General features: G+C 64.4%; 21 protein-coding genes. 18 read left to right on the top strand and 3 right to left on the bottom strand.

Annotated elements, in window-relative coordinates; all coding sequences use genetic code 11:
- Nucleotides 1-84: 84 nt before the first annotated feature.
- On the bottom strand, nucleotides 85-708 hold the full coding sequence (locus UP10_RS25585; protein ID WP_044589948.1) for an outer membrane protein: 624 nt from the start codon (nucleotides 706-708) through the stop codon (nucleotides 85-87).
- A gap of 264 nt (nucleotides 709-972) precedes the next feature.
- Here UP10_RS25585 and uvrC point away from each other — a divergent pair, with 264 nt between their 5' ends.
- The 7 genes from uvrC (at nucleotide 973) to UP10_RS25550 (ending at nucleotide 7,899) form a co-directional block, all read left to right on the top strand.
- Complete coding sequence (uvrC, locus tag UP10_RS25580; protein WP_044589947.1) at nucleotides 973-3,072, top strand: excinuclease ABC subunit UvrC; 2,100 nt, start codon at nucleotides 973-975, stop codon at nucleotides 3,070-3,072.
- A 92-nt stretch (nucleotides 3,073-3,164) separates the two neighbouring features.
- Nucleotides 3,165-3,779 carry a CDP-diacylglycerol--glycerol-3-phosphate 3-phosphatidyltransferase gene (pgsA, locus tag UP10_RS25575; protein WP_044538943.1) on the top strand — a complete coding sequence of 205 codons (615 nt, stop codon included), beginning with the start codon at nucleotides 3,165-3,167 and terminating at the stop codon, nucleotides 3,777-3,779.
- Nucleotides 3,776-4,027 (top strand): molybdopterin converting factor subunit 1, encoded by a 252-nt coding sequence (gene moaD / locus UP10_RS25570; protein ID WP_044589946.1) that lies wholly within the window; start codon nucleotides 3,776-3,778, stop codon nucleotides 4,025-4,027. The genes pgsA and moaD overlap by 4 nt, the downstream gene beginning before the upstream one ends.
- Nucleotides 4,028-4,036: 9 nt before the next feature.
- On the top strand, nucleotides 4,037-4,504 hold the full coding sequence (locus tag UP10_RS25565) for a molybdenum cofactor biosynthesis protein MoaE (protein WP_044589945.1): 468 nt from the start codon (nucleotides 4,037-4,039) through the stop codon (nucleotides 4,502-4,504).
- On the top strand, nucleotides 4,504-5,463 hold the full coding sequence (prmB, locus tag UP10_RS25560) for a 50S ribosomal protein L3 N(5)-glutamine methyltransferase (protein WP_044589944.1): 960 nt from the start codon (nucleotides 4,504-4,506) through the stop codon (nucleotides 5,461-5,463). The genes UP10_RS25565 and prmB overlap by 1 nt, the downstream gene beginning before the upstream one ends.
- Before the next feature lie 153 nt (nucleotides 5,464-5,616).
- The gene (locus UP10_RS25555) at nucleotides 5,617-7,029 is read left to right on the top strand and encodes an EAL domain-containing protein (protein WP_044589943.1); all 1,413 of its coding nucleotides are present in this window, start codon (nucleotides 5,617-5,619) and stop codon (nucleotides 7,027-7,029) included.
- 15 nt (nucleotides 7,030-7,044) lie between these two features.
- A complete protein-coding gene (locus UP10_RS25550) occupies nucleotides 7,045-7,899 on the top strand; it encodes a TIGR01459 family HAD-type hydrolase (RefSeq protein ID WP_044589942.1) in 855 nt (284 codons plus the stop codon).
- Between the two features lie 249 nt (nucleotides 7,900-8,148).
- Here UP10_RS25550 and UP10_RS25545 read toward each other — a convergent pair whose 3' ends face one another.
- The gene (locus tag UP10_RS25545) at nucleotides 8,149-8,544 is read right to left on the bottom strand and encodes a response regulator (protein WP_044538937.1); all 396 of its coding nucleotides are present in this window, start codon (nucleotides 8,542-8,544) and stop codon (nucleotides 8,149-8,151) included.
- A gap of 215 nt (nucleotides 8,545-8,759) precedes the next feature.
- Here UP10_RS25545 and UP10_RS25540 point away from each other — a divergent pair, with 215 nt between their 5' ends.
- The 8 genes from UP10_RS25540 (at nucleotide 8,760) to arfB (ending at nucleotide 18,495) form a co-directional block, all read left to right on the top strand.
- Nucleotides 8,760-9,743, top strand: coding sequence for a bifunctional riboflavin kinase/FAD synthetase (locus UP10_RS25540; RefSeq protein WP_044589941.1), 984 nt, complete (start codon nucleotides 8,760-8,762; stop codon nucleotides 9,741-9,743).
- Nucleotides 9,740-10,291, top strand: a complete 552-nt coding sequence (locus UP10_RS25535; RefSeq protein WP_044589940.1) for a sugar O-acetyltransferase — start codon at nucleotides 9,740-9,742, stop codon at nucleotides 10,289-10,291. Before UP10_RS25540 ends, UP10_RS25535 begins: the two co-directional genes overlap by 4 nt.
- Nucleotides 10,292-10,503: 212 nt before the next feature.
- Nucleotides 10,504-13,500, top strand: a complete 2,997-nt coding sequence (gene ileS, locus UP10_RS25530; protein ID WP_044589939.1) for an isoleucine--tRNA ligase — start codon at nucleotides 10,504-10,506, stop codon at nucleotides 13,498-13,500.
- A 145-nt stretch (nucleotides 13,501-13,645) separates the two neighbouring features.
- Complete coding sequence (gene lspA, locus UP10_RS25525; RefSeq protein WP_044590122.1) at nucleotides 13,646-14,143, top strand: signal peptidase II; 498 nt, start codon at nucleotides 13,646-13,648, stop codon at nucleotides 14,141-14,143.
- 102 nt (nucleotides 14,144-14,245) lie between these two features.
- Nucleotides 14,246-14,974 (top strand): hypothetical protein, encoded by a 729-nt coding sequence (locus UP10_RS25520; protein WP_044589938.1) that lies wholly within the window; start codon nucleotides 14,246-14,248, stop codon nucleotides 14,972-14,974.
- Between the two features lie 153 nt (nucleotides 14,975-15,127).
- Nucleotides 15,128-16,519, top strand: coding sequence for a M16 family metallopeptidase (locus UP10_RS25515; RefSeq protein WP_197086897.1), 1,392 nt, complete (start codon nucleotides 15,128-15,130; stop codon nucleotides 16,517-16,519).
- Nucleotides 16,516-17,880 (top strand): M16 family metallopeptidase, encoded by a 1,365-nt coding sequence (locus UP10_RS25510; protein ID WP_044589936.1) that lies wholly within the window; start codon nucleotides 16,516-16,518, stop codon nucleotides 17,878-17,880. The genes UP10_RS25515 and UP10_RS25510 overlap by 4 nt, the downstream gene beginning before the upstream one ends.
- 195 nt (nucleotides 17,881-18,075) lie before the next feature.
- Entirely contained in the window at nucleotides 18,076-18,495 is a 420-nt protein-coding gene (gene arfB, locus UP10_RS25505; protein ID WP_044538930.1) for an alternative ribosome rescue aminoacyl-tRNA hydrolase ArfB, read from the top strand.
- Nucleotides 18,496-18,545: 50 nt separating this feature from the next.
- Here the strand turns inward: arfB and UP10_RS25500 are convergent, their stop codons facing one another.
- Nucleotides 18,546-18,839: a hypothetical protein gene (locus UP10_RS25500; RefSeq protein ID WP_044590121.1), complete on the bottom strand. Its 294-nt coding sequence runs from the start codon at nucleotides 18,837-18,839 to the stop codon at nucleotides 18,546-18,548.
- A gap of 387 nt (nucleotides 18,840-19,226) precedes the next feature.
- On the opposite strand from UP10_RS25500, the gene UP10_RS25495 reads away from it, so the two are divergent.
- The 3 genes from UP10_RS25495 (at nucleotide 19,227) to UP10_RS25485 (ending at nucleotide 20,582) form a co-directional block, all read left to right on the top strand.
- Entirely contained in the window at nucleotides 19,227-19,547 is a 321-nt protein-coding gene (locus tag UP10_RS25495) for a c-type cytochrome (RefSeq protein ID WP_044590120.1), read from the top strand.
- Entirely contained in the window at nucleotides 19,548-19,943 is a 396-nt protein-coding gene (locus tag UP10_RS25490; RefSeq protein WP_044589935.1) for a VOC family protein, read from the top strand. It begins immediately after the preceding gene.
- A 90-nt stretch (nucleotides 19,944-20,033) separates the two neighbouring features.
- The gene (locus UP10_RS25485) at nucleotides 20,034-20,582 is read left to right on the top strand and encodes a twin-arginine translocation pathway signal (protein WP_044589934.1); all 549 of its coding nucleotides are present in this window, start codon (nucleotides 20,034-20,036) and stop codon (nucleotides 20,580-20,582) included.
- Nucleotides 20,583-20,598 lie beyond the last annotated feature (16 nt).

The following is a 20,598-nucleotide window of genomic DNA, read 5'->3' as shown; positions in this document are numbered from 1 at the left end:
ACAATCGCTCCAAGCCGTCAGCACAAAAAGAAACCCGGCCGCGCGAGGCGCAGCCGGGAGTTGGTGGTCGAAATTTTCTTGTTCTCAGAAGTGATAGTTGACGCCGGCGCGAACCAGGCCGAAGCTGTAGCCGTTCGCCGCACCACCGGTGAGCGCGAAGTTGCTGTTGGCGAGATCGACGTAGAGATATTCGATCTTGGCGCTCCAGTTCGGGGCAAAGCCCATTTCGGCGCCGACGCCGACGGTCCAGCCCGCATTGGTGTGCGACTCCGACACACCGAAGGTCTCGCCGCGCAGTTCGCCGAAGGCCAGACCGCCGGTCCCGTAGAACAGCACGTTGTTGAAGGCATAACCGACGCGGCCGCGCAGGGTGCCGAACCAGGGATTGGAGAACTTCCAGGGCGCGAACGTATCGTCCGCGGCCGAGGCCTGGATATCGGCCTCGATGCCGAACACCCAGGGGGTGCCGTTCTGGAAGTTGTAGCCGGCCTGGGCGCCGCCGGCGAAACCGGAGGGCTTGGTCGGATTGTTGGCGACCGAGCCCCAATTGTAGCCGATATTGCCGCCGAGATAGGGGCCGGCCCAGCTATAGGCATTGAGCGGCTGGGGGACGGTGTAGGGCGATCCATAATTGAGGTCGGCGGCCGCCGCCGAGGTCGTCCAGGCTGCCGCGATCAGTGCCAGCGCACGCAAAACCAACCGGGTCATCGGTACTCTCCACCACGCAACTGCCGTGACCGGCCGGCTCGCGGCCGGCATGGTTACGGATTTCCACTTTATTTCGCTAAGGTTTATCGAGAGTTTTAAGTTAAAGGGCTGTTAAGACCGGTTACCGCCCCGCTCATCAGTCTTAACAATGTGTTACCTGTCCTCCCCGGCGGCTGCGTGGGGCCGGAAACCGCCTGCAATCGCCCCCTCTTCCCGGCGTCGCCGACGCTGGCGACCGCCGCGTCCAACGCTTAATTTACAGCCATGGTTCACGATTCTCCCGAGCGTCCAACGCCGCCCCCGCGACCGGCCCGGCGCGGTTCAAAATCCGATCTGCCGCAAGACGACCTGACGCTCGACGCGGGCGACGTCGATCCCGCAAGCTCTGTCACCGACGAGGATGACGAGGCGCGCCTGCCCGATGCGACGGAGGACGCGGCCGAGACGATCGCTGAAGGGCGGCTGGCAAGCGGGCACGCCACGATCGAGAACGCGGTCCGCCTCGCGCCGACGTCGCCCGGCGTTTACCGCATGCTCAACGCCGCCAACGACGTGCTCTATGTCGGCAAGGCGAAGAACGTCCGCAAACGGCTGTCGTCCTATGCGCGGGCGAACGCGCCCTTACCGGCGCGCATCCTGCGCATGATCGCGGCGACCACGCATGTCGAGATCATCTCGACCACGACCGAGACCGAGGCGCTGCTGCTCGAAGCCAATCTGATCAAGCAGTTGCGCCCGCGCTTCAACGTGCAGCTGCGCGACGACAAGTCGTTTCCCTATATCCTGATATCAGGTGATCATTGGGCACCGCAGATCCTCAAGCATCGCGGCGCGCAGTCGCGGCCTGGACGCTATTTCGGTCCGTTCGCCAACGCGGGCGCCGTCAACCGCACCATCACGGCGCTGCAGCGCGCGTTCCTGATCCGCTCATGCACCGACGGATTCTTCGAGAGCCGGACGCGGCCCTGCCTGCTCTACCAGATCCGGCGCTGCGCCGGTCCCTGCACGCGCGAGATCGATTTCCCCGGCTACACCGAGCTGGTGCGCGAGGCGACCGAATTCCTGTCGGGCCGCAGCCACGCCGTGAAGCAATTGCTCGCCACCGAGATGGAGAAAGCGTCCGGCGAACTGGAATTCGAGACCGCAGCGCTCTACCGCGACCGTCTCGCGGCGCTGTCGGCGATCCAGTCGCAGCAGGGCATCAATCCGCGCACGGTCGAAGAGGCCGACGTGTTCGCGATCCACCAGGACGGCGGCTATTCCTGCGTCGAAGTGTTCTTCTTCCGCACCGGCCAGAACTGGGGCAACCGCGCCTATTTCCCGAAGGCGGAGAAGACCTTCACACCCGAGGAGGTGCTGTCCTCGTTCCTCGCGCAATTCTACGACGACAAGCCGCCGCCGAAACTGATCCTGCTGTCGCACGAGATCGAGGAGAGCACGCTGCTCGCCGACGCACTCTCGGTCAAGGCCGGGTACAAGGTCGAAGTCTCCGTGCCGAAGCGCGGCGAGAAGAAGGAGCTGGTCGGCCACGCGCTCACCAATGCGCGCGAGGCGCTCGGCCGCAAGCTCGCCGATACAGCGACCCAGAGCCGGCTGCTGCAGGCCATGGTCAGCACGCTCGGCCTGCCGCACACGCCAAAGCGCGTCGAGGTCTACGACAACAGCCACATCCAGGGCACCAACGCGGTCGGTGCGATGATCGTTGCCGGGGCCGACGGGTTCATGAAGAACCAGTACCGCAAGTTCAACATCAAGTCCGAGGGGCTGACGCCCGGCGACGATTACGGGATGATGCGCGAGATGCTGGAACGGCGTTTCAAGCGCCTGCTGAAGCCTCCCGAGGGCGATGCTGCCAAGGACGGCGCCAAGGAGAGCTTGAAGCCCAAGCCGGATGACGATTCGTTCCCGCAATGGCCCGACCTCGTGATCATCGACGGCGGCCGCGGCCAGCTCAACGCCGTCAGGGATATCTTCCAGACCCTCGGGCTGACCCAGGTCTCGCTGATGGCGGTCGCCAAGGGACCGGACCGCGACGCCGGCCGCGAAACCCTGTTCATGCCGGATCGCGAGGCCATCAAACTCGAGCCGCGAGACCCGGTGCTCTATTTCATCCAGCGGCTGCGCGACGAGGCCCACCGCTTCGTCATCGGCTCGCACCGCAAGCTGCGCAAAAAGGACATAAGGGAGGCCGGCTTGCAGGAGATTCCGGGCATCGGCCCGTCGCGCAAACGTGCATTGCTGCATCATTTCGGAACGCTCAAGGAGATCGAGCGGGCCTCAATCGCCGACCTCGGCAAGGTTCCCGGCGTCAGCGCCGAGAGTGCCCGCAAGATTTTCGAGTTTTTCCACGCCCAGCCGGGTTAAAGGGAAAATCGAGTCATCACGGCGTTGCCTGCGACGGGCCATCTTGGGTACGCATAGTTGACCTTCTCGCCTCAGCGGTATTGGTAAGACGGATGAACATCGCCACGACCCGGGGACAGGGCAAGACCCTGTCCCTCCCGAATATCCTGACCTACGCCCGGATCGCCGCCATCCCGGTGGTGATCGGCTGTGTTTACTGGCAGTCGATCCTCGACGGCCCGTTGTGGCTGCGCTGGGTGGCACTGGCCGTGTTCATCGCGGCCGGGGTGACCGATTACCTCGACGGCTACTACGCGCGGATTTGGGACCAGCAATCCGCCTTCGGCCGGATGCTCGACCCGATCGCCGACAAGCTTCTGGTCGCCTCCTGCCTTTTGATGCTGGCTGCCGACAACTCAATCCATGGCTGGACGCTGTGGGCCGCGATCGTGATCCTGTGCCGCGAGATCCTGGTCTCGGGCTTGCGCGAATATCTCGCGGGCTTAAGGGTCAGCGTTCCCGTTACCAAGCTGGCGAAATGGAAGACCACGATCCAGCTGGTGGCGATCGGCTTCCTAATCGCGGGCGAAGCCGGCGAGCAGATTTTTTCGCCGACCACCATGATCGGCATCGTGCTGTTGTGGATGTCGGCGATCTTCACGATCTACACTGGCTGGGACTATTTCCGCGCCGGCATCCATCACCTCATCAAGGAGGATGAGGGATGAAGGTGAAGTATTTCGCCTGGGTCCGCGAGCGGGTCGGCAAAGCCGAGGAGACCGTCGAGCCGCCGGCCGAGGTGCGCACCGTCGGCGACCTGATCGGCTGGCTCGCCGCGCGCGGCGAGACGTATGCCTACGCCTTCGAAAAACCCAAGGTGATCCGCGCCGCGATCGACCAGACCCATGTCAAGGCGGACGCGGCGATCTCGGGCGCCCGCGAGATCGCATTTTTTCCGCCGATGACCGGCGGCTGAATCCTTAGCATGACCGTTGCTGCGACCATTCGTATCCAGGACGCCGACTTCGATGTCGCGCGGGAAATCGCTGACCTGAGCAAGGGCCGCATCGACATCGGTGCAGTCGTCAGCTTCAGCGGAATCTGCCGCGGCAGCGAACAAGGCGAACCGATCGCGGCGCTGACGCTCGAACACTACCCGGGCATGGCGGAAGCCGAGATCCAGCGCCACGCCGACGAGGCGCTGTCGCGCTGGCCGCTGCAGGGCCTCACCGTGATCCATCGCGTCGGGCGCATCGCGCCGGGCGAGAACATCGTGCTGGTCGTGACCGCGTCAGCGCACCGGCAGGCCGCGTTCGAGGCCGCCGAATTCCTGATGGACTATCTGAAATCCAGCGCGCCGTTCTGGAAGCGCGAGGAAAGCGCGCGCGGCACGAGCTGGATCGAGGCGCGCGGGCATGACGACGCGGCTGCCGCGCGCTGGACCAAATCCTGATGGCCAAACGCAGCAAAGTGCCGGCAAAGCGCAGCCCCGCCGTGCCGAAGGTTGCAAAGGCCGCGCCCGGCGAACTCCAGACCTTGTTCGATTTCGTGCGTTATGCGGTCAGCCGCTTCAACGCCGCAAAACTCGTGTTCGCGCACGGCACCACCGATCCGGTGGCGGAGGCCGCCTTCCTGGTCAGCGAGACACTGCATCTGCATCCCGACCAGTTCGAGACCTTTGCGACCGCGCGGGTGACCGTGGCCGAGCGCAAGCAGATCCTCGATCTGATCGAGCGCCGCATCGCGACGCGAAAACCGGCCGCCTATCTCGTCAACAAGGTCTATATGCGCGGACTGCCGTTCTATGTCGACGAGCGCACCATCGTGCCGCGCTCCTTCATCGGCGAGTTGCTGGATTCGCATTTCAGCGGCGACGAAGATAGCACCTCGCTGATCGGCGATCCCGCCGAGGTCGAACGCGTGCTCGATCTCTGCACGGGCTCCGGCTGCCTCGCGATCCTGGCCAGCCGGAATTTTCCCAACGCCGCGGTCGATGCGGTGGACATTTCAAAAGACGCGCTCGCGGTCGCCGCGCGCAACGTCGCCGACCACGGCCTCGAAGATCGCCTGACGCTGCATCGCGGCGACCTGTTCAGGCCGCTCGGCGGGACGCGTTACGACCTCATTATCTCCAACCCGCCCTATGTCGACGCTGAGGGCATGGCGGCGCTGCCGCGCGAGTGCCGCGCCGAGCCCAAGCTCGCCTTCGACGGCGGCGCCGACGGGCTCGATATCGTCCGCCGCATCATCGATCAAGCCAGGCAACATCTGACCCCGCAGGGCGGATTGCTCTGCGAGATCGGCCGCGGCCGCGACCATCTCGAGGCCGCCTATCCGAACCTGCCGCTGCTCTGGCTCGACACCGAGGCGTCCGAGGGCGAGGTGTTCTGGATCGCTGCCGCGGATCTCTGATCCGGCGCCGTCCGGGCCCAGCCCCGACGAATACGGGCAGGACTCGAGACGAGGCGAAAATCGTGTGCAGTTCCAGCCGGTTCCAAAGAACGCTGGCCCGTCGAATCAACATTGATGCTAAGATTGTGCGGCTTGGAGGGCATAGCGCGCGACATGATTCGCATTTCGACGATTTTCATCGCCATCTGCATGGTGCTGGTCGCAGCCTCGCTCGGCTTCGTCCTGTATTCGGTGGCGGGTATCAGCGGATCGGAATCGGCGATCGTGGCGCTCACCGCCCTCACCTTCCTGATCCTCTACAACGCGGTCTCGATGCGGCTGCGCGACCGCAGCGACGTCGGCGGCCAGATCGCGGATCTGTCGCGCGGCACCGCCGACCTCGCCCGTCAGGTCGCCGAATTCGGCCGCCGGCTGGCTGCCGTCGAGGGCCGCGTGACGTCGGCCAATTCCACTGGCGCCGACCGGATGCAGGCGATGGCCGGCGAGATCAACGAGCTTGGCGTGCTGGTCAAGCAGCTCGCGGCCTCCGTGGCCAGTCAGGAAGACCAGCTCGCGGCAAGCCCAGTGGTAGCGGCCCCCGCATTGCCGCGGGACGACCTGCTGCAGGCGGCCGCGCCGATCCCGACCGTCACTGCGGCACCTCAGCCGGTGCCGGTCGCCGCGATCGCACGCAACGGGAGCCAGCTCCTGGGCGCGGTGAAGGCCGCCATCGAGGACAACCGTCTCGACATCTACCTGCAGCCGATGGTGACGCTGCCGCAGCGCAAGGTGCGCTACTACGAGGCGGTGACGCGGTTGCGCGACGAGCGCGACCAGATCCTCGCCGCCGACGACTTCATCGGCGTCGCCGAGGCCGGCGGCTTGATCGGCCGCATCGACCACATGGTGATGCTGCGTTGTATCCAGGTGCTGCGCCGCCTGATGGTGCGCAACAAGGACGTCGGCGTGTTCTGCAACGTCTCGGCCGCGACGCTCGCAAGTCCGGCGAATTTCACCCAGTGCCTGGATTTCCTCGAAGCCAACCGCGCGCTGGCGCCCTCCTTCGTGCTCGAGTTCAAGCAGGCGACGTTCCGCAATCTTGGCCCCACCGAGAGCGACAATCTCGCCGCGCTGACGCAGCGCGGTTACCGCTTCTCGATCGACCATGTCAGCGATCTTCGTATCGAGCCGCGCGAGCTCGCCGACCGCGGCGTCCGCTTCATCAAGGTGCCCGCGTCGCTTTTGCTCGATCCCAGGCAGAGCGCGGCCACCGACATCCACCCGTCCGACCTCTCCGACCTGCTCGGCCGCTACGGCATCGACCTGATCGCCGAAAAGATCGAGGGCGAGCGTGCCGTGGTCGACCTGCTCGACTACGATGTCCGGTTCGGCCAGGGCTTCCTGTTCGCGCCGCCGCGGCCGTTGCGGCCGGAGGGGGCATCTGCTACCGCCGAGGTTCCCCAGACCAAGCCGCAGGACCTCAATGGCGCCAGCAATCCAGCCCCTGTCCCCAGCTCCGCAATGGAGCAGCCGACGCGCACAACCGGCAATGCCGCACTGGCGCGCCGCGCCGTCGGTCCGAGCTAACGGGCGTTTCCAGTCATGACCTCGCTTCGATTTGTGGAGCGGTTGCGCGATCTCGTCGACGGCGTCGACGTCGTGCTGTCGGACATTTGGGGCGTCGTGCATAACGGGCTGGAATCCTTCCCGGAGGCCTGCGAGGCGCTGCACACATTCCGTCAACAGGGCGGCACCGTCATCCTGATCACCAATGCGCCGCGGCCGGCCGATTCCGTGCAGCGGCAGCTGCGCAAGCTCGGCGTCGCCAACGAGACCTATGACGCCATCGTCTCGTCGGGCGACCTGACCCGTCATTTCGTGGCCGATCATCCCGGCCAGAAAATCTTCTGGGTCGGCCCGGAGCGCGACAGCTCGATCCATCGCGGCCTCGATGCGACGATGGTGCCGCTGGAGCAGGCGGACTACATCATCTGCACCGGCCTGTTCGACGACGAGACCGAATCCGCCGAAGACTATCGCGACATGCTGATGAAGGCACTCGCGCGCAAGCTTCCGCTGGTCTGCGCCAATCCGGACATCGTGGTCGAGCGCGGCGACCGGCTGATCTATTGCGCCGGCGCGATCGCCGAACTCTATCGTGAGCTCGGCGGCGAGGTGATCTTCTACGGCAAGCCGCACCGGCCGATCTATCAGCGCGCCATGGCGCTGGCCACCGAACGCCGCGGCCGACCGGCCGAGCTGAGCCGCGTGCTGGCGATCGGCGATTCCGTGCGGACCGATCTCGCCGGCGCCCATGGCTTCGGCATCGACCTCCTGTTCATCACCCGAGGCATCCATTCCGAGGAATTCGAGGGCATCGACCAGCTCGACCCGGCTTCGGTGAAGGAATTGTTCGGCCACCCGCCCCGCGCGCTAATGCGCGAGCTGAAGTGGTAGAGACAAGCGCTACCGCGCTCCGCAAGCCGACCGTCGCAGGGGCGCGCTGCCAAAATATCGAAAACAACCCCATGCAAAGTAGCCGGCAGCAGCCGACGTCCGACCAGGCAACTTGACACGTCGGGCAACTCAGGAATATTCTTCCAATATTCCGAAATTGTGCGCACGCCCCCTCGCCGTACCCCAAAGACGCGTATGCCCGGGACAACCCCGGGCATGAGGAGAATTTCTGTCGATGTGAGGGGCGCGTTACGCCGTCGCCATGTCCGGGAACACTGCCTCGATCTTGGTCTTCAGCGTCGCCGCGTTGAACGGCTTGACGATGTAGTTGTTCACACCGGCCTTCTTGGCCGCGATCACGTTCTCGGTCTTGGATTCCGCCGTGATCATGATGAAGGGCGTGGTGGCGAGATTGGGATCGGCGCGGACTTCCTTGAGCAGGTCGTAGCCGGTCATCGGCTCCATATTCCAGTCGGAAATCACCAGGCCATACTTCTTGACGCGCATCTTGTTCAGCGCCGCCGAGCCGTCGGAGGCGTCATCGATGTTCTCGAAGCCAAGCTGCTTGAGAAGATTCCGGATGATGCGGATCATGGTGCTGTAGTCATCAACCACCAGAACCGACATGGACAAATCAACCGCCATCTTCTTCCCCCACACGACACTAACGCAATTACGCTTCTGCGCGACCCGCAGCTCTCCGCCAAGGACTAACAGCAGGCGTTAAACAGCGCGTTAACCGGCGGGAACCGGATTGTTACGGATTTGACGCGATTTTGGCCCGCTTGACTTCCAAGCCGTCGACACGTCACCGTCCGACCGCAACAATCATGCTTAAGAATCCTTGAAGAACCCCTGACATGAGCACTGGTTTTACCGTTATCCGCGACAACACCCCCGCGAGTGCGATCCCGAAAGGCGCCGTGGTCGCGATGGGCAATTTCGACGGCGTCCATCTCGGCCACCGCGCCGTGATCGGCGCAGCCCTGGCGATGGGCAACGCGCGTGGCAGGCCCGCGCTGGCAGTCACCTTCGAGCCGCATCCGCGCAGCTTCTTCAGCCCGAACAGCCCGCAATTCCGGCTGACGGACGAGAGCAACAAGCTGCGGCTTCTCGCGGCCACCGGGCTCGCCGGTGCCGTGGTCATGACCTTCGACAAGGCGCGTGCCGGCACCACGGCGCAGGATTTCATTCATCATGATCTGATCGGCCGGCTCGGCATCAGCGGGATCGCGGTCGGCTACGACTTCCATTTCGGCAAGGGCAGGGTCGGCTCGCCGAGCCTCCTCGTCAGCGAAGCGCCGCGGCTTGGCATCGAGGTCGACGTGCAGGCCCATGTCGACATCGAAGAGCGACCGGTGTCCTCCAGCGCGATCCGCATGGCGCTCGCCGAAGGCCAGATCGCCGATGCCACCACCATGCTGGGTGGGCCGTGGTTCGCCACCGGCGAGGTGATCCACGGCGAGAAGCGCGGCCGCGATCTCGGCTATCCCACCGCCAATATGCGGCTCGAGAAGACTTGCGGGCTGAAGCACGGCATCTATGCGGTGCGGGTCGGTCTCGGCCAGGGAAGCGACCAAATGCGGGTCGACGGTGTCGCAAGCTTCGGCCGCCGCCCGACCTTCGACAACGGCGCGCCGCTGCTCGAGGTGTTCCTGTTCGATTTCAAGGGCGACCTCTACGGCAAGGTCCTCGACGTCGCCTTCATCAGCTTCATTCGCGACGAGCTGAAATTCGACGCCATCGAGGCGTTGATACGCCAGATGGATGACGACAGCGCCACCGCGCGTGCGGCACTGGCCGCGGCGCCGGACGCGTTCCCGAGGCTCGGAGTGATTGGTTGAACAAGACCGAGAAGCAGAAGATGCTCGCGGGCGAACTCTATCGCCCGGATGCCGAGCTCGCCGCCGACCACACGGCGGCAGAACAATGGATGGCGCGCTACAACAGATCGGGCGCAGCTCGGGCGAGCGAATTGCACGCGCTGCTCGGCGAGCGCTTCCGCCGGGTCGGCAAGGATGCCGTGATACGGCCGCCATTCTTCTGTGATTACGGCAGCAATATCAGCCTCGGCGACGGCGTCTTCCTCAACTTCAATTGCGTGATCCTCGACGTCGTCGAGGTCACGATCGGCGATCGCACCCAGATCGGACCCGCCGTGCAGATCTATACCGCCGACCATCCCCGCGATGCCGAAACCCGGCGAGCCGGGCTGGAATTCGGCCGTCCGATCCGGATCGGCAGCGACGTCTGGATCGGCGGCGGTGCCATCATCCTGCCCGGCGTCAGCATTGGTGACGGCGCACTGATCGGCGCCGGCAGCGTGGTCACGCGGGACGTCGCGTCAGGTGTGACCGTAACGGGAAATCCGGCCCGGCCACGCCCGGGTTAACGGGTGCCGCGGGGCCGGCCTGCGGGCAGCCGGAGGGCTTTGCGATTTCCCCGTCCGGCTGCTATGGAAACCCCATGTTTTCGCGGCGCATCATACGGATTAGCGGCCCGGCTTCCGCCTGAGCCTCACGGCTCGGCGCAAGACCGGGATGTCCTCGTTTCACCGCGTTTGATCGCGTTTCTGCGCCCTCACCTGCCAAAATCAGAGCATTTATGTCCGACAAGCCGCAAAAGACCGACGCCAGCGACTATTCCAAGACCCTTTACCTGCCGCAGACGGATTTCCCGATGCGCGCCGGCCTGCCCCAGCGCGAGCCGGAAATCCTGAAGCACTGGACCGAGATCGACCTCTACGGGAAGCTGCGCCAGTCCGCCGAGGGCCGCGCCAAATTCGTGCTGCATGACGGCCCGCCCTACGCCAACGGCCATATCCATATCGGGCATGCGCTGAACAAGATCCTCAAGGACGTCGTGACCAAGAGCCAGCAGATGCTGGGCTTCGACTCCAACTACGTGCCGGGCTGGGACTGCCACGGCCTGCCGATCGAATGGAAGATCGAGGAGGAGAATTACCGGTCCAAGGGCAAGCAGAAGCCCGACTTCCGCGACTCCGCCGCGATGGTGGCGTTCCGCAAGGAGTGTCGCGCCTATGCGACGCACTGGATCAACGTGCAGCGCGAGGAGTTCAAGCGGCTCGGCATCATCGGCGACTGGGACCATCCCTACGAGACGATGAGCTATCCGGCGGAGGCCCAGATCGCGCGGGAACTGATGAAGTTCGCGGCCAACGGCACGCTCTATCGCGGCTCCAAGCCGGTGATGTGGAGCGTGGTCGAGAAGACCGCGCTCGCCGAGGCCGAGGTCGAGTATGAGGATTACACCTCCGATACGGTATGGGTGAAATTCCCGGTCACCTCGCCGGCGCATGGCGTGCTCGCCAATGCCTCGGTGGTGATCTGGACCACCACGCCGTGGACGCTGCCCGGTAACCGCGCCATCTCCTTCTCGCCGAAGATCGCCTATGGCCTCTACAAGGTCACCGACGCGCCCGCCGACAATTGGGCCCGCAACGGCGATCTTCTGATCCTCGCCGACGCGCTGGCGGAGAGCGTGTTCAAGCAGGCACGCGTCACCGCTTACGAGAAGGTGCGCGATATCCCGGGAGACACCTTGGATGCGGTCGAATGCGCGCATCCATTGAAGGGTCTCGCGGGCTATGAATTCACCGTACCGCTGCTGGCCGGTGACCACGTCACCGACGACACCGGTACCGGCTTCGTGCACACCGCGCCCGGTCATGGCCGCGAAGACTTTGACGTCTGGATGGCGAACGCGCGCGAGCTGGAGAGCCGCGGCATCAACACCACGATCCCCTACACCGTCGATGAGAATGGCGCCTTCACCGATCACGCGCCCGGCTTCACCGGAAAGCGCGTGATCAACGACAAGGGCGAAAAGGGCGATGCCAACGAGGCCGTAATCAAGGCGCTGGTCGAGCGTGGCATGCTGCTCGCGCGCGGCCGCCTCAAGCATCAGTATCCGCACTCCTGGCGCTCCAAGAAGCCGGTGATCTTCCGCAACACGCCGCAATGGTTCATCGCGATGGACAAGCCCATCGTCGATGATGGCCACGCCAAGAAGGGCGACACGCTGCGCGCCCGCGCGCTGCATGCGATCTCGGTGGCGCAATGGGTGCCGCCGGCAGGCAAGAACCGCATCAACGGCATGATCGACAGCAAGCCCGATTGGGTGATCTCGCGCCAGCGCGCCTGGGGCGTGCCGATCGCGGTATTCGTGCGCGAGAAGAGCGACGGCTCGGCCGAGATCCTGCAGGACGAAATCGTCAATCAGCGCATCGCCGAGGCGTTCATGGAGGAAGGCGCCGACGCCTGGTACATGGACGGCGCGCGCGAACGCTTTCTGGGTTCGCGCTCGGCCGAGGACTGGAAGAAAGTCGACGATATCTGCGACGTCTGGTTCGATTCCGGCTCGACCCACGCCTTCGTGCTGGAGGACCGCCAGCATTTTCCGCAACTCGGCCATATCGTCCGCAAGGTCGATGGCGGCCTGGACACGGTGATGTATCTGGAAGGAAGCGACCAGCATCGTGGCTGGTTCCAATCCTCCCTGCTGGAGAGCAGCGGCACGCGCGGCCGCGCACCGTTCGACATCGTGCTCACCCACGGTTTCACGCTCGACGAAAACGGCCGCAAGATGTCGAAATCGGTCGGCAACACCGTCGAGCCGCAAAAGGTGATGAAGGATTCCGGCGCAGATATTTTGCGGCTGTGGGTCTGCGCCACCGACTATGCCGACGACCAGCGCATCGGGTCGGAGATCCTGAAGAACACCATCGAGACCTATCGCAAGCTGCGCAACTCGATCCGCTGGATGCTCGGGACGCTGCACCACTTCAAACCGAGCGATAAGGTCGCCACGGCCGACATGCCCGAACTCGAGCGGCTGATGCTGCACGGGCTTGCCGGACAGGCCGAGACCATCCGCAAGGCCTACGCCGAATTCGACTACAAGACCGTGGTCGCAAGCCTCTCCGCCTTCATGAACACCGAGCTGTCGGCGTTCTACTTCGATATCCGCAAGGACACGCTGTATTGCGACCCGCCGTCCTCGGTGGCGCGCAAGGCGGCGCTGACCACGATCGACATGGTGTGCGACGCGATCCTGCGCTGGCTCGCGCCGGTGCTGAGCTTCACCACCGACGAGGCATGGCGGATGTACCGGCCGGACGCCGAGCCGTCGGTGCACCTGACGCTGTTCCTGGACGGGCTCGAGCAGTTCCGCGACGACGCCCTCGCCGCGAAATGGGAGACGATCCGCAACGTGCGCCGCGTCGTCACCGGCGCGCTCGAGCTCGAACGTGCCGCCAAGAACATCGGCTCGTCGCTGGAGGCCTCGCCGGTCATCTACATCGCTGACAGGGACACATTGGCTGTTTTGTTCGACGTCGACCTCGCCGAGGTCTGCATCACCTCGAACTACGAGGTGCGTGAGGGCGCAGCGCCCGCCAATGCATTCCGTCTGGATGCCGTGCCCGGAGTGGCCGTGGTGGTCGAGAAGGCGCTCGGGACGAAATGCGCACGCTCGTGGAAAATCCTGCCCACGGTCGGCGCGGACCCGGAATATCCCGACGTCTCGCCGCGCGACGCGCAGGCGCTGCGCGAGTGGAAGGCGCTGGGGGGCACCGCTTGACGACGTCGTCCCGGCGCAGGCCGGGACCCATAGCCACCGCTGTTCAGAGTGGGCAAAGGCAGATGACCACCGGTCGTTCAAACAACATCCAACACGGCGTATGGGTCCCGGCCTTCGCCGGGACGACACCGCTGGTGCCCTGCCGATGACCTCACCGCTCCGCGCCGGCGTGCTCGCCGCCATCGCGACGCTGATCGTCGATCAGGCCTCCAAGCTGTGGCTGCTGTACGTCTTCGATATCGTCCGTCGTGGCGCGGTGCGGGTGACGCCGTTCTTCGACCTGGTGCTGGCCTGGAATCCCGGGATCAGCTTCGGCTGGTTCCAGAGCGAGAGCCCGGCGGCACAGATCCTGCTGATGGTGGTCAAGGCGGCCGCGGTGATTGCGCTGGCCATCTGGATGGCACGGTCCCGGACCTGGCTTGCCACGGTGGCGCTCGGCCTGATCATCGGTGGCGCCATCGGTAACGGGATCGACCGCTTCGCCTATGGGGCAGTGGTCGATTTTGCCTTGTTTCACGTTCAGATCGGCGAAAAAACCTTCAATTGGTATGTGTTTAACCTCGCCGATACGGCCATCGTTGCTGGGGTCGCGACCCTGTTGTATGATTCCTTCCTGGGGGTACCCGCCGCAAAAGCGCCCTGATCCCGGCCGATACGAGCCGGTCGGCAGTAGACAGGCTGCATGCAGCGGGACTGTGCCTAAGCCAGTGATCGCTTTGCCGAAATTTGAGATGGGAAGAGCGCGATGCGCAACACCGATATTAGCGGTTACCTGACCTGGACCTCCCGCCTGACGCTGATGCGCGGCCTTCGCCTGGCGCTGGTTGCGGCCGGCATCGGCCTTGTCATGTCGGCTAGCCCGGTACGCGCCGGCGACGATGACGAAGACGATGACGGCCTGACCTTCGAAGAGCGGATCGTCGATAATCTGATGAGCGGGCTCGGCGCCAAGAGCGCGGCAAGCAAGGGCATCGACTACCGCGAGCGCTCCCCGCTGGTGGTGCCGCCGAAACTTGACCTGCCCCCGCCGGCCTCCGCCGTCCAGGCCAATGCACCGAACTGGCCGAAGGATCCCGATATCGCCAAGCGCAAGGCTGCGATCGAGGCACGGAAGAAGGAAGTCAAGAAGCAGCCGTGGCAGGAGTCTGCTCCGCTTACGCCAGCCGAGATCGAGGCCGGCAGGAAGCAACAGACCGCCGTCGACAGCAACAAGGAGCCGATTGAACCCGGCGTGACCAAGAATCCTTCGCTGCTGCCGGACCAGCTCGGCTACACCGGCGGCCTGCTCGGCGTCTTCAAGGGAAACAGCAGCGAGTCGGCACCGTTCAAGGGTGAGCCGCCGCGCGAGTCCCTGACCGCGCCCCCTGCGGGCTACCAGACACCATCGTCGAACTTTGCCTATGGCACCGGACCGCAGAAGCCAATGTCGAAAGAGGGCCAATACGACGTCATGAGCGGCAAACCGATCCAGTAGTTTGCGTGACATCTGCCGGCCGGGCCTGACATGAGCAAAGCTTAATTCGGGGTGGCCCGCGTCTCTCCGCTTCGTGACATCAGGCACGGCCAGTCCCGTGTAGCATGCCGTGCTTTCGCGCCCCGACCGCGTGTCCGGGCTTCCATAAGGATCATGATGCCCTCACGCCGAGCGACTGCCCTTTTCGCTGCCGCACTTGTTTCCACGATCCTGCTGTCGAGCAGCGGCCTCCGCGCCCAGACCACGGTCACCTCCGAACGCCCCGCCAGCTTCACACTCGATAACGGCCTGCAGGTCGTGGTGATCCCCGATCACCGCACGCCTGTCGTGACGCAGATGATCTGGTACAAGGTCGGCTCCGCGGACGAGACGCCGGGCAAATCCGGGCTCGCGCATTTCCTTGAGCATCTGATGTTCAAGGGCACCGCCAAGCACCCGGCCGGCGAGTTCTCGCAGACCGTGCTGCGGGTCGGCGGCAACGAGAATGCCTTCACCTCGGTCGACTACACCGGCTACTTCCAGCGCGTGCCGCGCGAGCAGCTCGCCTCGATGATGGAGTTCGAGGCCGACCGCATGACCGGCCTGATCCTCAAGGATGAGAATGTGCTGCCCGAACGCGATGTCGTACTCGAAGAGTACAACATGCGCGTCGCCAACAATCCGGATGCGCGGCTGACCGAGCAGATCATGGCCGCGCTCTACCTCAACCATCCCTACGGCCGCCCGGTGATCGGCTGGCACCAGGAGATCGAGAAGCTCGACCGCGAGGATGCACTCGCGTTCTACAGGCGCTTCTACGCGCCGAACAACGCGATCATGGTCATCGCCGGCGACGTCGACGTCAAGGATATCCGCCCGCTGGTGGAGAAGAATTTCGCGCCGATCCCGGCGCAACGCTCGATCGCTGAAAAACGTATCCGGCCGCAGGAGCCGACGCCGGTGGCGCCGCGCACCGTGACGCTGGCAGATCCGCGCGTCGAGCAGCCCGGCCTGCGCCGCTATTATCTGGTGCCATCGGCCTCGACCGCGGCTTCAGGCGAAAGTCCCGCGCTCGATGTGCTCGCGCAATTGATGGGCGGCGGCGCCAACTCCTATCTTTACCGCGCGCTGGTGATCGACAAGGGGCTGGCGATCAGCGCCGGCGCCGGCTACCAGGGCACGTCCCTCGATCCGTCGCAGTTTTCGATCTCGGTGACGCCGAAGCAAGGCGTCGAGTTTGCGCCGATCGAGGACGCCGTCGACAAGGTAATCGCCGACCTCGCGCAGAACACCGCGCGCGCCGAGGACCTCGAGCGGGTCAAGACCCAGCTGATTGCCGAAGCGATCTACGCCCAGGACAATCAGGCGACGCTGGCGCGGTGGTATGGCGGTGCCCTGACCACCGGACTCAGCATCGACGACATCAGGAGCTGGCCGGATCGCATCCGCGCCGTCACCGCCGAGCAGGTGCGCGACGCCGCGGCCAAATGGCTCGACAAGAACCGGTCGGTGACCGGCTATCTGATCAAGGATACCGCGCCGAAACGCGAGGAGAAGCGCTCGTGACCTATTCCCTCACCCGCCGCGTGGCGCTGATCGGCGGCGCCTGCGCTGCGATGCTGACGCTGTCATCCGCGCCCTCGCAGGCTGCGGCCAAGATCCAGAAGCTGGTGTCGCCCGGCGGCATCGAGGCCTGGTTCGTGCAGGACGCGACCGTGCCCTTGATCGCGATGGAGTATGCCTTCAGCGGCGGCGCGAGCCAGGATCCGGCCGGCAAACCCGGCGTCGGCAATTTGGTCGCCGACCTGCTCGACGAAGGCTCCGGCGATCTCGATTCCAATGCCTATCATGAGCGGCTCGACCGCCGTGCCATCGAACTGAGCTTCGCCGTGGCACGCGATCACTTCCGCGGCTCGCTTCGGATGCTCAAGGACAACAAGGACGAAGCCTACGAGTTGTTGCGGATCGCACTGACCTCGGCGCATTTCGAGCCTGTAGATGTCGAACGCATCCGCGGCCAGGTGATCTCGACCCTGCGCCGTGAATCGACCAACCCGTCCTCGCTGGCCGGCCGCAAGTTCCTCGAAGTCGCGTTCGGCGATCATCCCTATGGCAGATCGGCCACCGGCACGCTGGAGACCGTACCGAAGATCGAGATCGCTGACCTGAAGGACTACACGCGTCGGGTCATCGCCAAGGATACGCTGCGCATCGCCGTGGTCGGCGACATCGACCCCGACACGCTCGGCAAACTGCTCGACAAGACCTTCGGCGGCCTACCGGCCAAGGCCGAACTGACGCCGGTCCCCGACGCCGTCGTGACCAAGCCGCCACAGCGCGCCTTCATCCCGCTCGACGTGCCGCAGACCGTCGTCACCTTCGGCGGCCCCGGCATCAACAGGCATGACCCGGACTTCATGACCGCCTATGTACTGAACCACATTCTCGGCGGCGGCGGCCTGTCGTCGCGGCTCTATAAGGAAGTGCGCGAGAAACGGGGACTGGCCTATTCGATCTACGAAGCGCTGATCTGGATGGATCACTCTTCGCTGTTCATCGGCAACACCGGCACCCGCGCCGATCGCGCCGGCGAGACCGTCGATGCGATCGACAAGGAAATCCGCCGCATCGCCGAGGAGGGCCCAACGCAGCAGGAGCTCGACGAGGCGAAGTCCTATCTGAAGGGCTCCCAGATGCTGGCGCTCGACACCTCCTCCAAGCTGGCGCAGGCGATGCTGCAATACCAGCTCGACAGACTGCCGATCGACTACATCGAGAAGCGCAGCGCCATCGTCGACGCGGTGACGCTTGACGACACCAGGCGGGTTGCGAAGAAGCTCTGGGGCGACGGCCTGCTCACCGTGATCGTCGGCCGCGCGCCGCAGGCAGCCGCCCAACCGGCGTCGGCTCCGCCGAAGTCGAACTGACGCGGTTCTATAAAAGCAGACCTCCATCGCGGCTTACCCCTCTCCCCCAAACCCTCCCCCACAACGGGGGGAGGGTTGGGGAGAGGGGTAGCCACGCGATCTGATCGCAGACGTGGTCGACCTCAACACGCCCCAAGCACACGCAACACAAACCCGCTATCTTGCATCTGCCGATTCTTTTCCCCTGGTGATGCCATGCTGCGGGTTTCCCGCGACCTTGTAATCGACGAGAACGACATCGAGATCGTTTTTGTCCGCGCCTCCGGTCCGGGCGGGCAAAACGTCAACAAGGTCTCGACCGCAGCGCAGCTCCGCTTCGACACCAACAAGATCAATTTGCCGGCGGACGCCGCGCAACGCCTCGCCCGCCTGGCCGGCAGCCGCATGACCAAGGACGGCGTGATCGTGATCCAGGCCGTTCGCTTTCGTTCCCAGGAGCGGAATCGGGCCGATGCGACCGAGCGGCTGCTCGAGATGTTGAAGGAGGCGATGGTACGGCCGACGCCGCGGCGGCCGACCAAGCCCACCTTCGGCTCCAAGCAGCGCCGTCTCGAAGGCAAGAAGCGCCGCGGCGACATCAAGGCCGGGCGCGGCGGCCCCAGCTTCGACGATTGAGGTCCGAGGTCCGGATGCGGTGCGAAACACCGCATCCGGACTTTGCGGAATCAGTCGCGCTTGCTGCCGGACTCCGTACCGATCGCCTTCGGCGGCGTGGCGTGGCCGGACCCGACGGTGTTCTTGCTGCCCGCCTTGGCGTTGACGCTGCCTTTTTGCGCCGGTGCGGCCGATTGCGACTCGAGTTCCTCGTCGCCGCTGCCTGACATTCCCCCGGGCGCGGTGGTTTTACCCTGTGCGCCGCCGCGCATCTGCGTGTCGGACGACGCGCCTTGCGCGAGGACGGGGCTGGCCAGCGCGGCTGAGACGGCAAAGGCGAGCACGGTGGTCTTCGCAAACTTCATCGATTTCTCCTGGGATGTTGATTCGCGATGGACGGCGCGGCGCGTGTGTGCGCCGTTTGCGGCACCGAGCCTGACCCATCGCACGAGTTTGAATTCACGCAAACGACACGCGTGCGATGCAAGCCGCGTCGTGTGGTCATCGTGTAGGGATTTCGCGGTCATTTTGCGAAATTCTCGTTCGCATATGCGGCAACGCCGGTTCCGCTCTCAGCTCCGCGCCCGCTTTTGTTCTGCGTTGAAACAGCCCGCTACTACCACCGGCAGTTTTGCGCGCCCTACAGTCGTTGCACGCCAACGGTGATGTATATGACAAAGCTGCGCGCTGGATGGACGATCGGGCTGGGATGTTGCGGCGCGATGCTTGCAGCGCAAATGACGGCAGCGCAAATGCCCTTGCCTGCCGCCAAGCCACCCGATGGTCCTACGCTGTTCAAGCAGCAATGCGCGACCTGCCACACCACCAACATGTCGGATCCGGTTCGGCAAGGGCCGTCGCTTGACAAGATCGTCGGCCGGCCCGCCGGCAAGGCTGACGGCTTCAAATATTCCGCGGGCTTCGCCAAGGCCGACTTCGTCTGGGACGAGACGAAGCTGGATGCCTGGCTGACCAATCCGCAAGAGGTCATTCCCGGCGCCGTGATGGCTTACCGGCAGGCCAAGCCGGAAACCCGCGCCCTGATCATCGCCTATCTGAAGGAGCTGAGCTGAATGGCGAAACCCGTTCATTCCATGATCCGCGTATTCGACGAGGCCAAGGCGCTCGACTTCTACCAGCGCGCGTTCGGCCTCGAGATCGCGGACAATCTGAGATTTTCCGATTTCGCGCTGATCTATCTGCGCCATCCTTCCTCGCCGTTCGAGGTCGAGCTCACGGTCAATTTCGATCGCAAGGAGGCTTATGCGCTTGGCGATGGCTACGGCCACCTCGCCGTCGTCGTCGATGACGTCGATGGCGAGCACACGCGTTTCGAAAGAGAGAAGCTGTCGCCCGGACCGCTGCGCGAGTTCAAGCATGACGGCAAGACGCTGGCGCGCTTCTTCTTCGTCTCCGATCCCGACGGCTACAAGATCGAGGTGATCCAGCGCGGCGGGCGCTTTGGGTAGAGCATGATCCGGAAAAGTGGGAACCGGTTTTCCGAAGAGATCATGCTCAAACAATAAGGCAATCAAACAATAATTTTACGGAGGAAACCTATGAGAGAAGTCGATCGTCGCAGTAAATTTGACCGCCGAGTCTTCCTGAAGGGCGCCGCCGCGACCGCCCCTGCGGTCGCAATCGCGACCAACACAGGGCTCGGCGTCACCGACGCCTGGGCCGATGAGGCGAGCACGCTGCCGCCGGCCACGCTGAAGACGCTGTTGAAGATGGCGCGCGACATCTACCCGCACGATTTCCTCGGCGACAGCTACTACATATCAGCGATCAAGCCGTGGGACGACAAGGCGGCCAAGGATCCGGCGGTGAAATCGCTGATCACTGACGGCGTTGCGCGCCTCGATCAGGAGGCCAACGACCGTCACAAGATGCCTTACGTCCAGCTTGCCTGGGAGAACGACCGCGTCGCGCTGCTGCAACGAATCGAACAGAGCGCCTTCTTCCAGAAGATCCGCGGCGACCTCATCGTGTCGCTCTACAACAACAAGGAGGTTTGGCCGAAGTTCGGCTACGAGGGCTCCTCCGCCGAGCATGGCGGCTACATCAAGCGCGGCTTCGCCGACATCGACTGGCTGCCGAAAGCCTGAACCAGGCAACGAACGC

The sequence above is a fragment of the Bradyrhizobium sp. LTSPM299 genome, assembly GCF_000938235.1.
Taxonomy (GTDB): domain Bacteria; phylum Pseudomonadota; class Alphaproteobacteria; order Rhizobiales; family Xanthobacteraceae; genus Bradyrhizobium.
The sequence above is the reverse complement of the archived record's forward strand: the minus strand, read 5'-3'. Positions and strand labels throughout refer to the sequence as shown.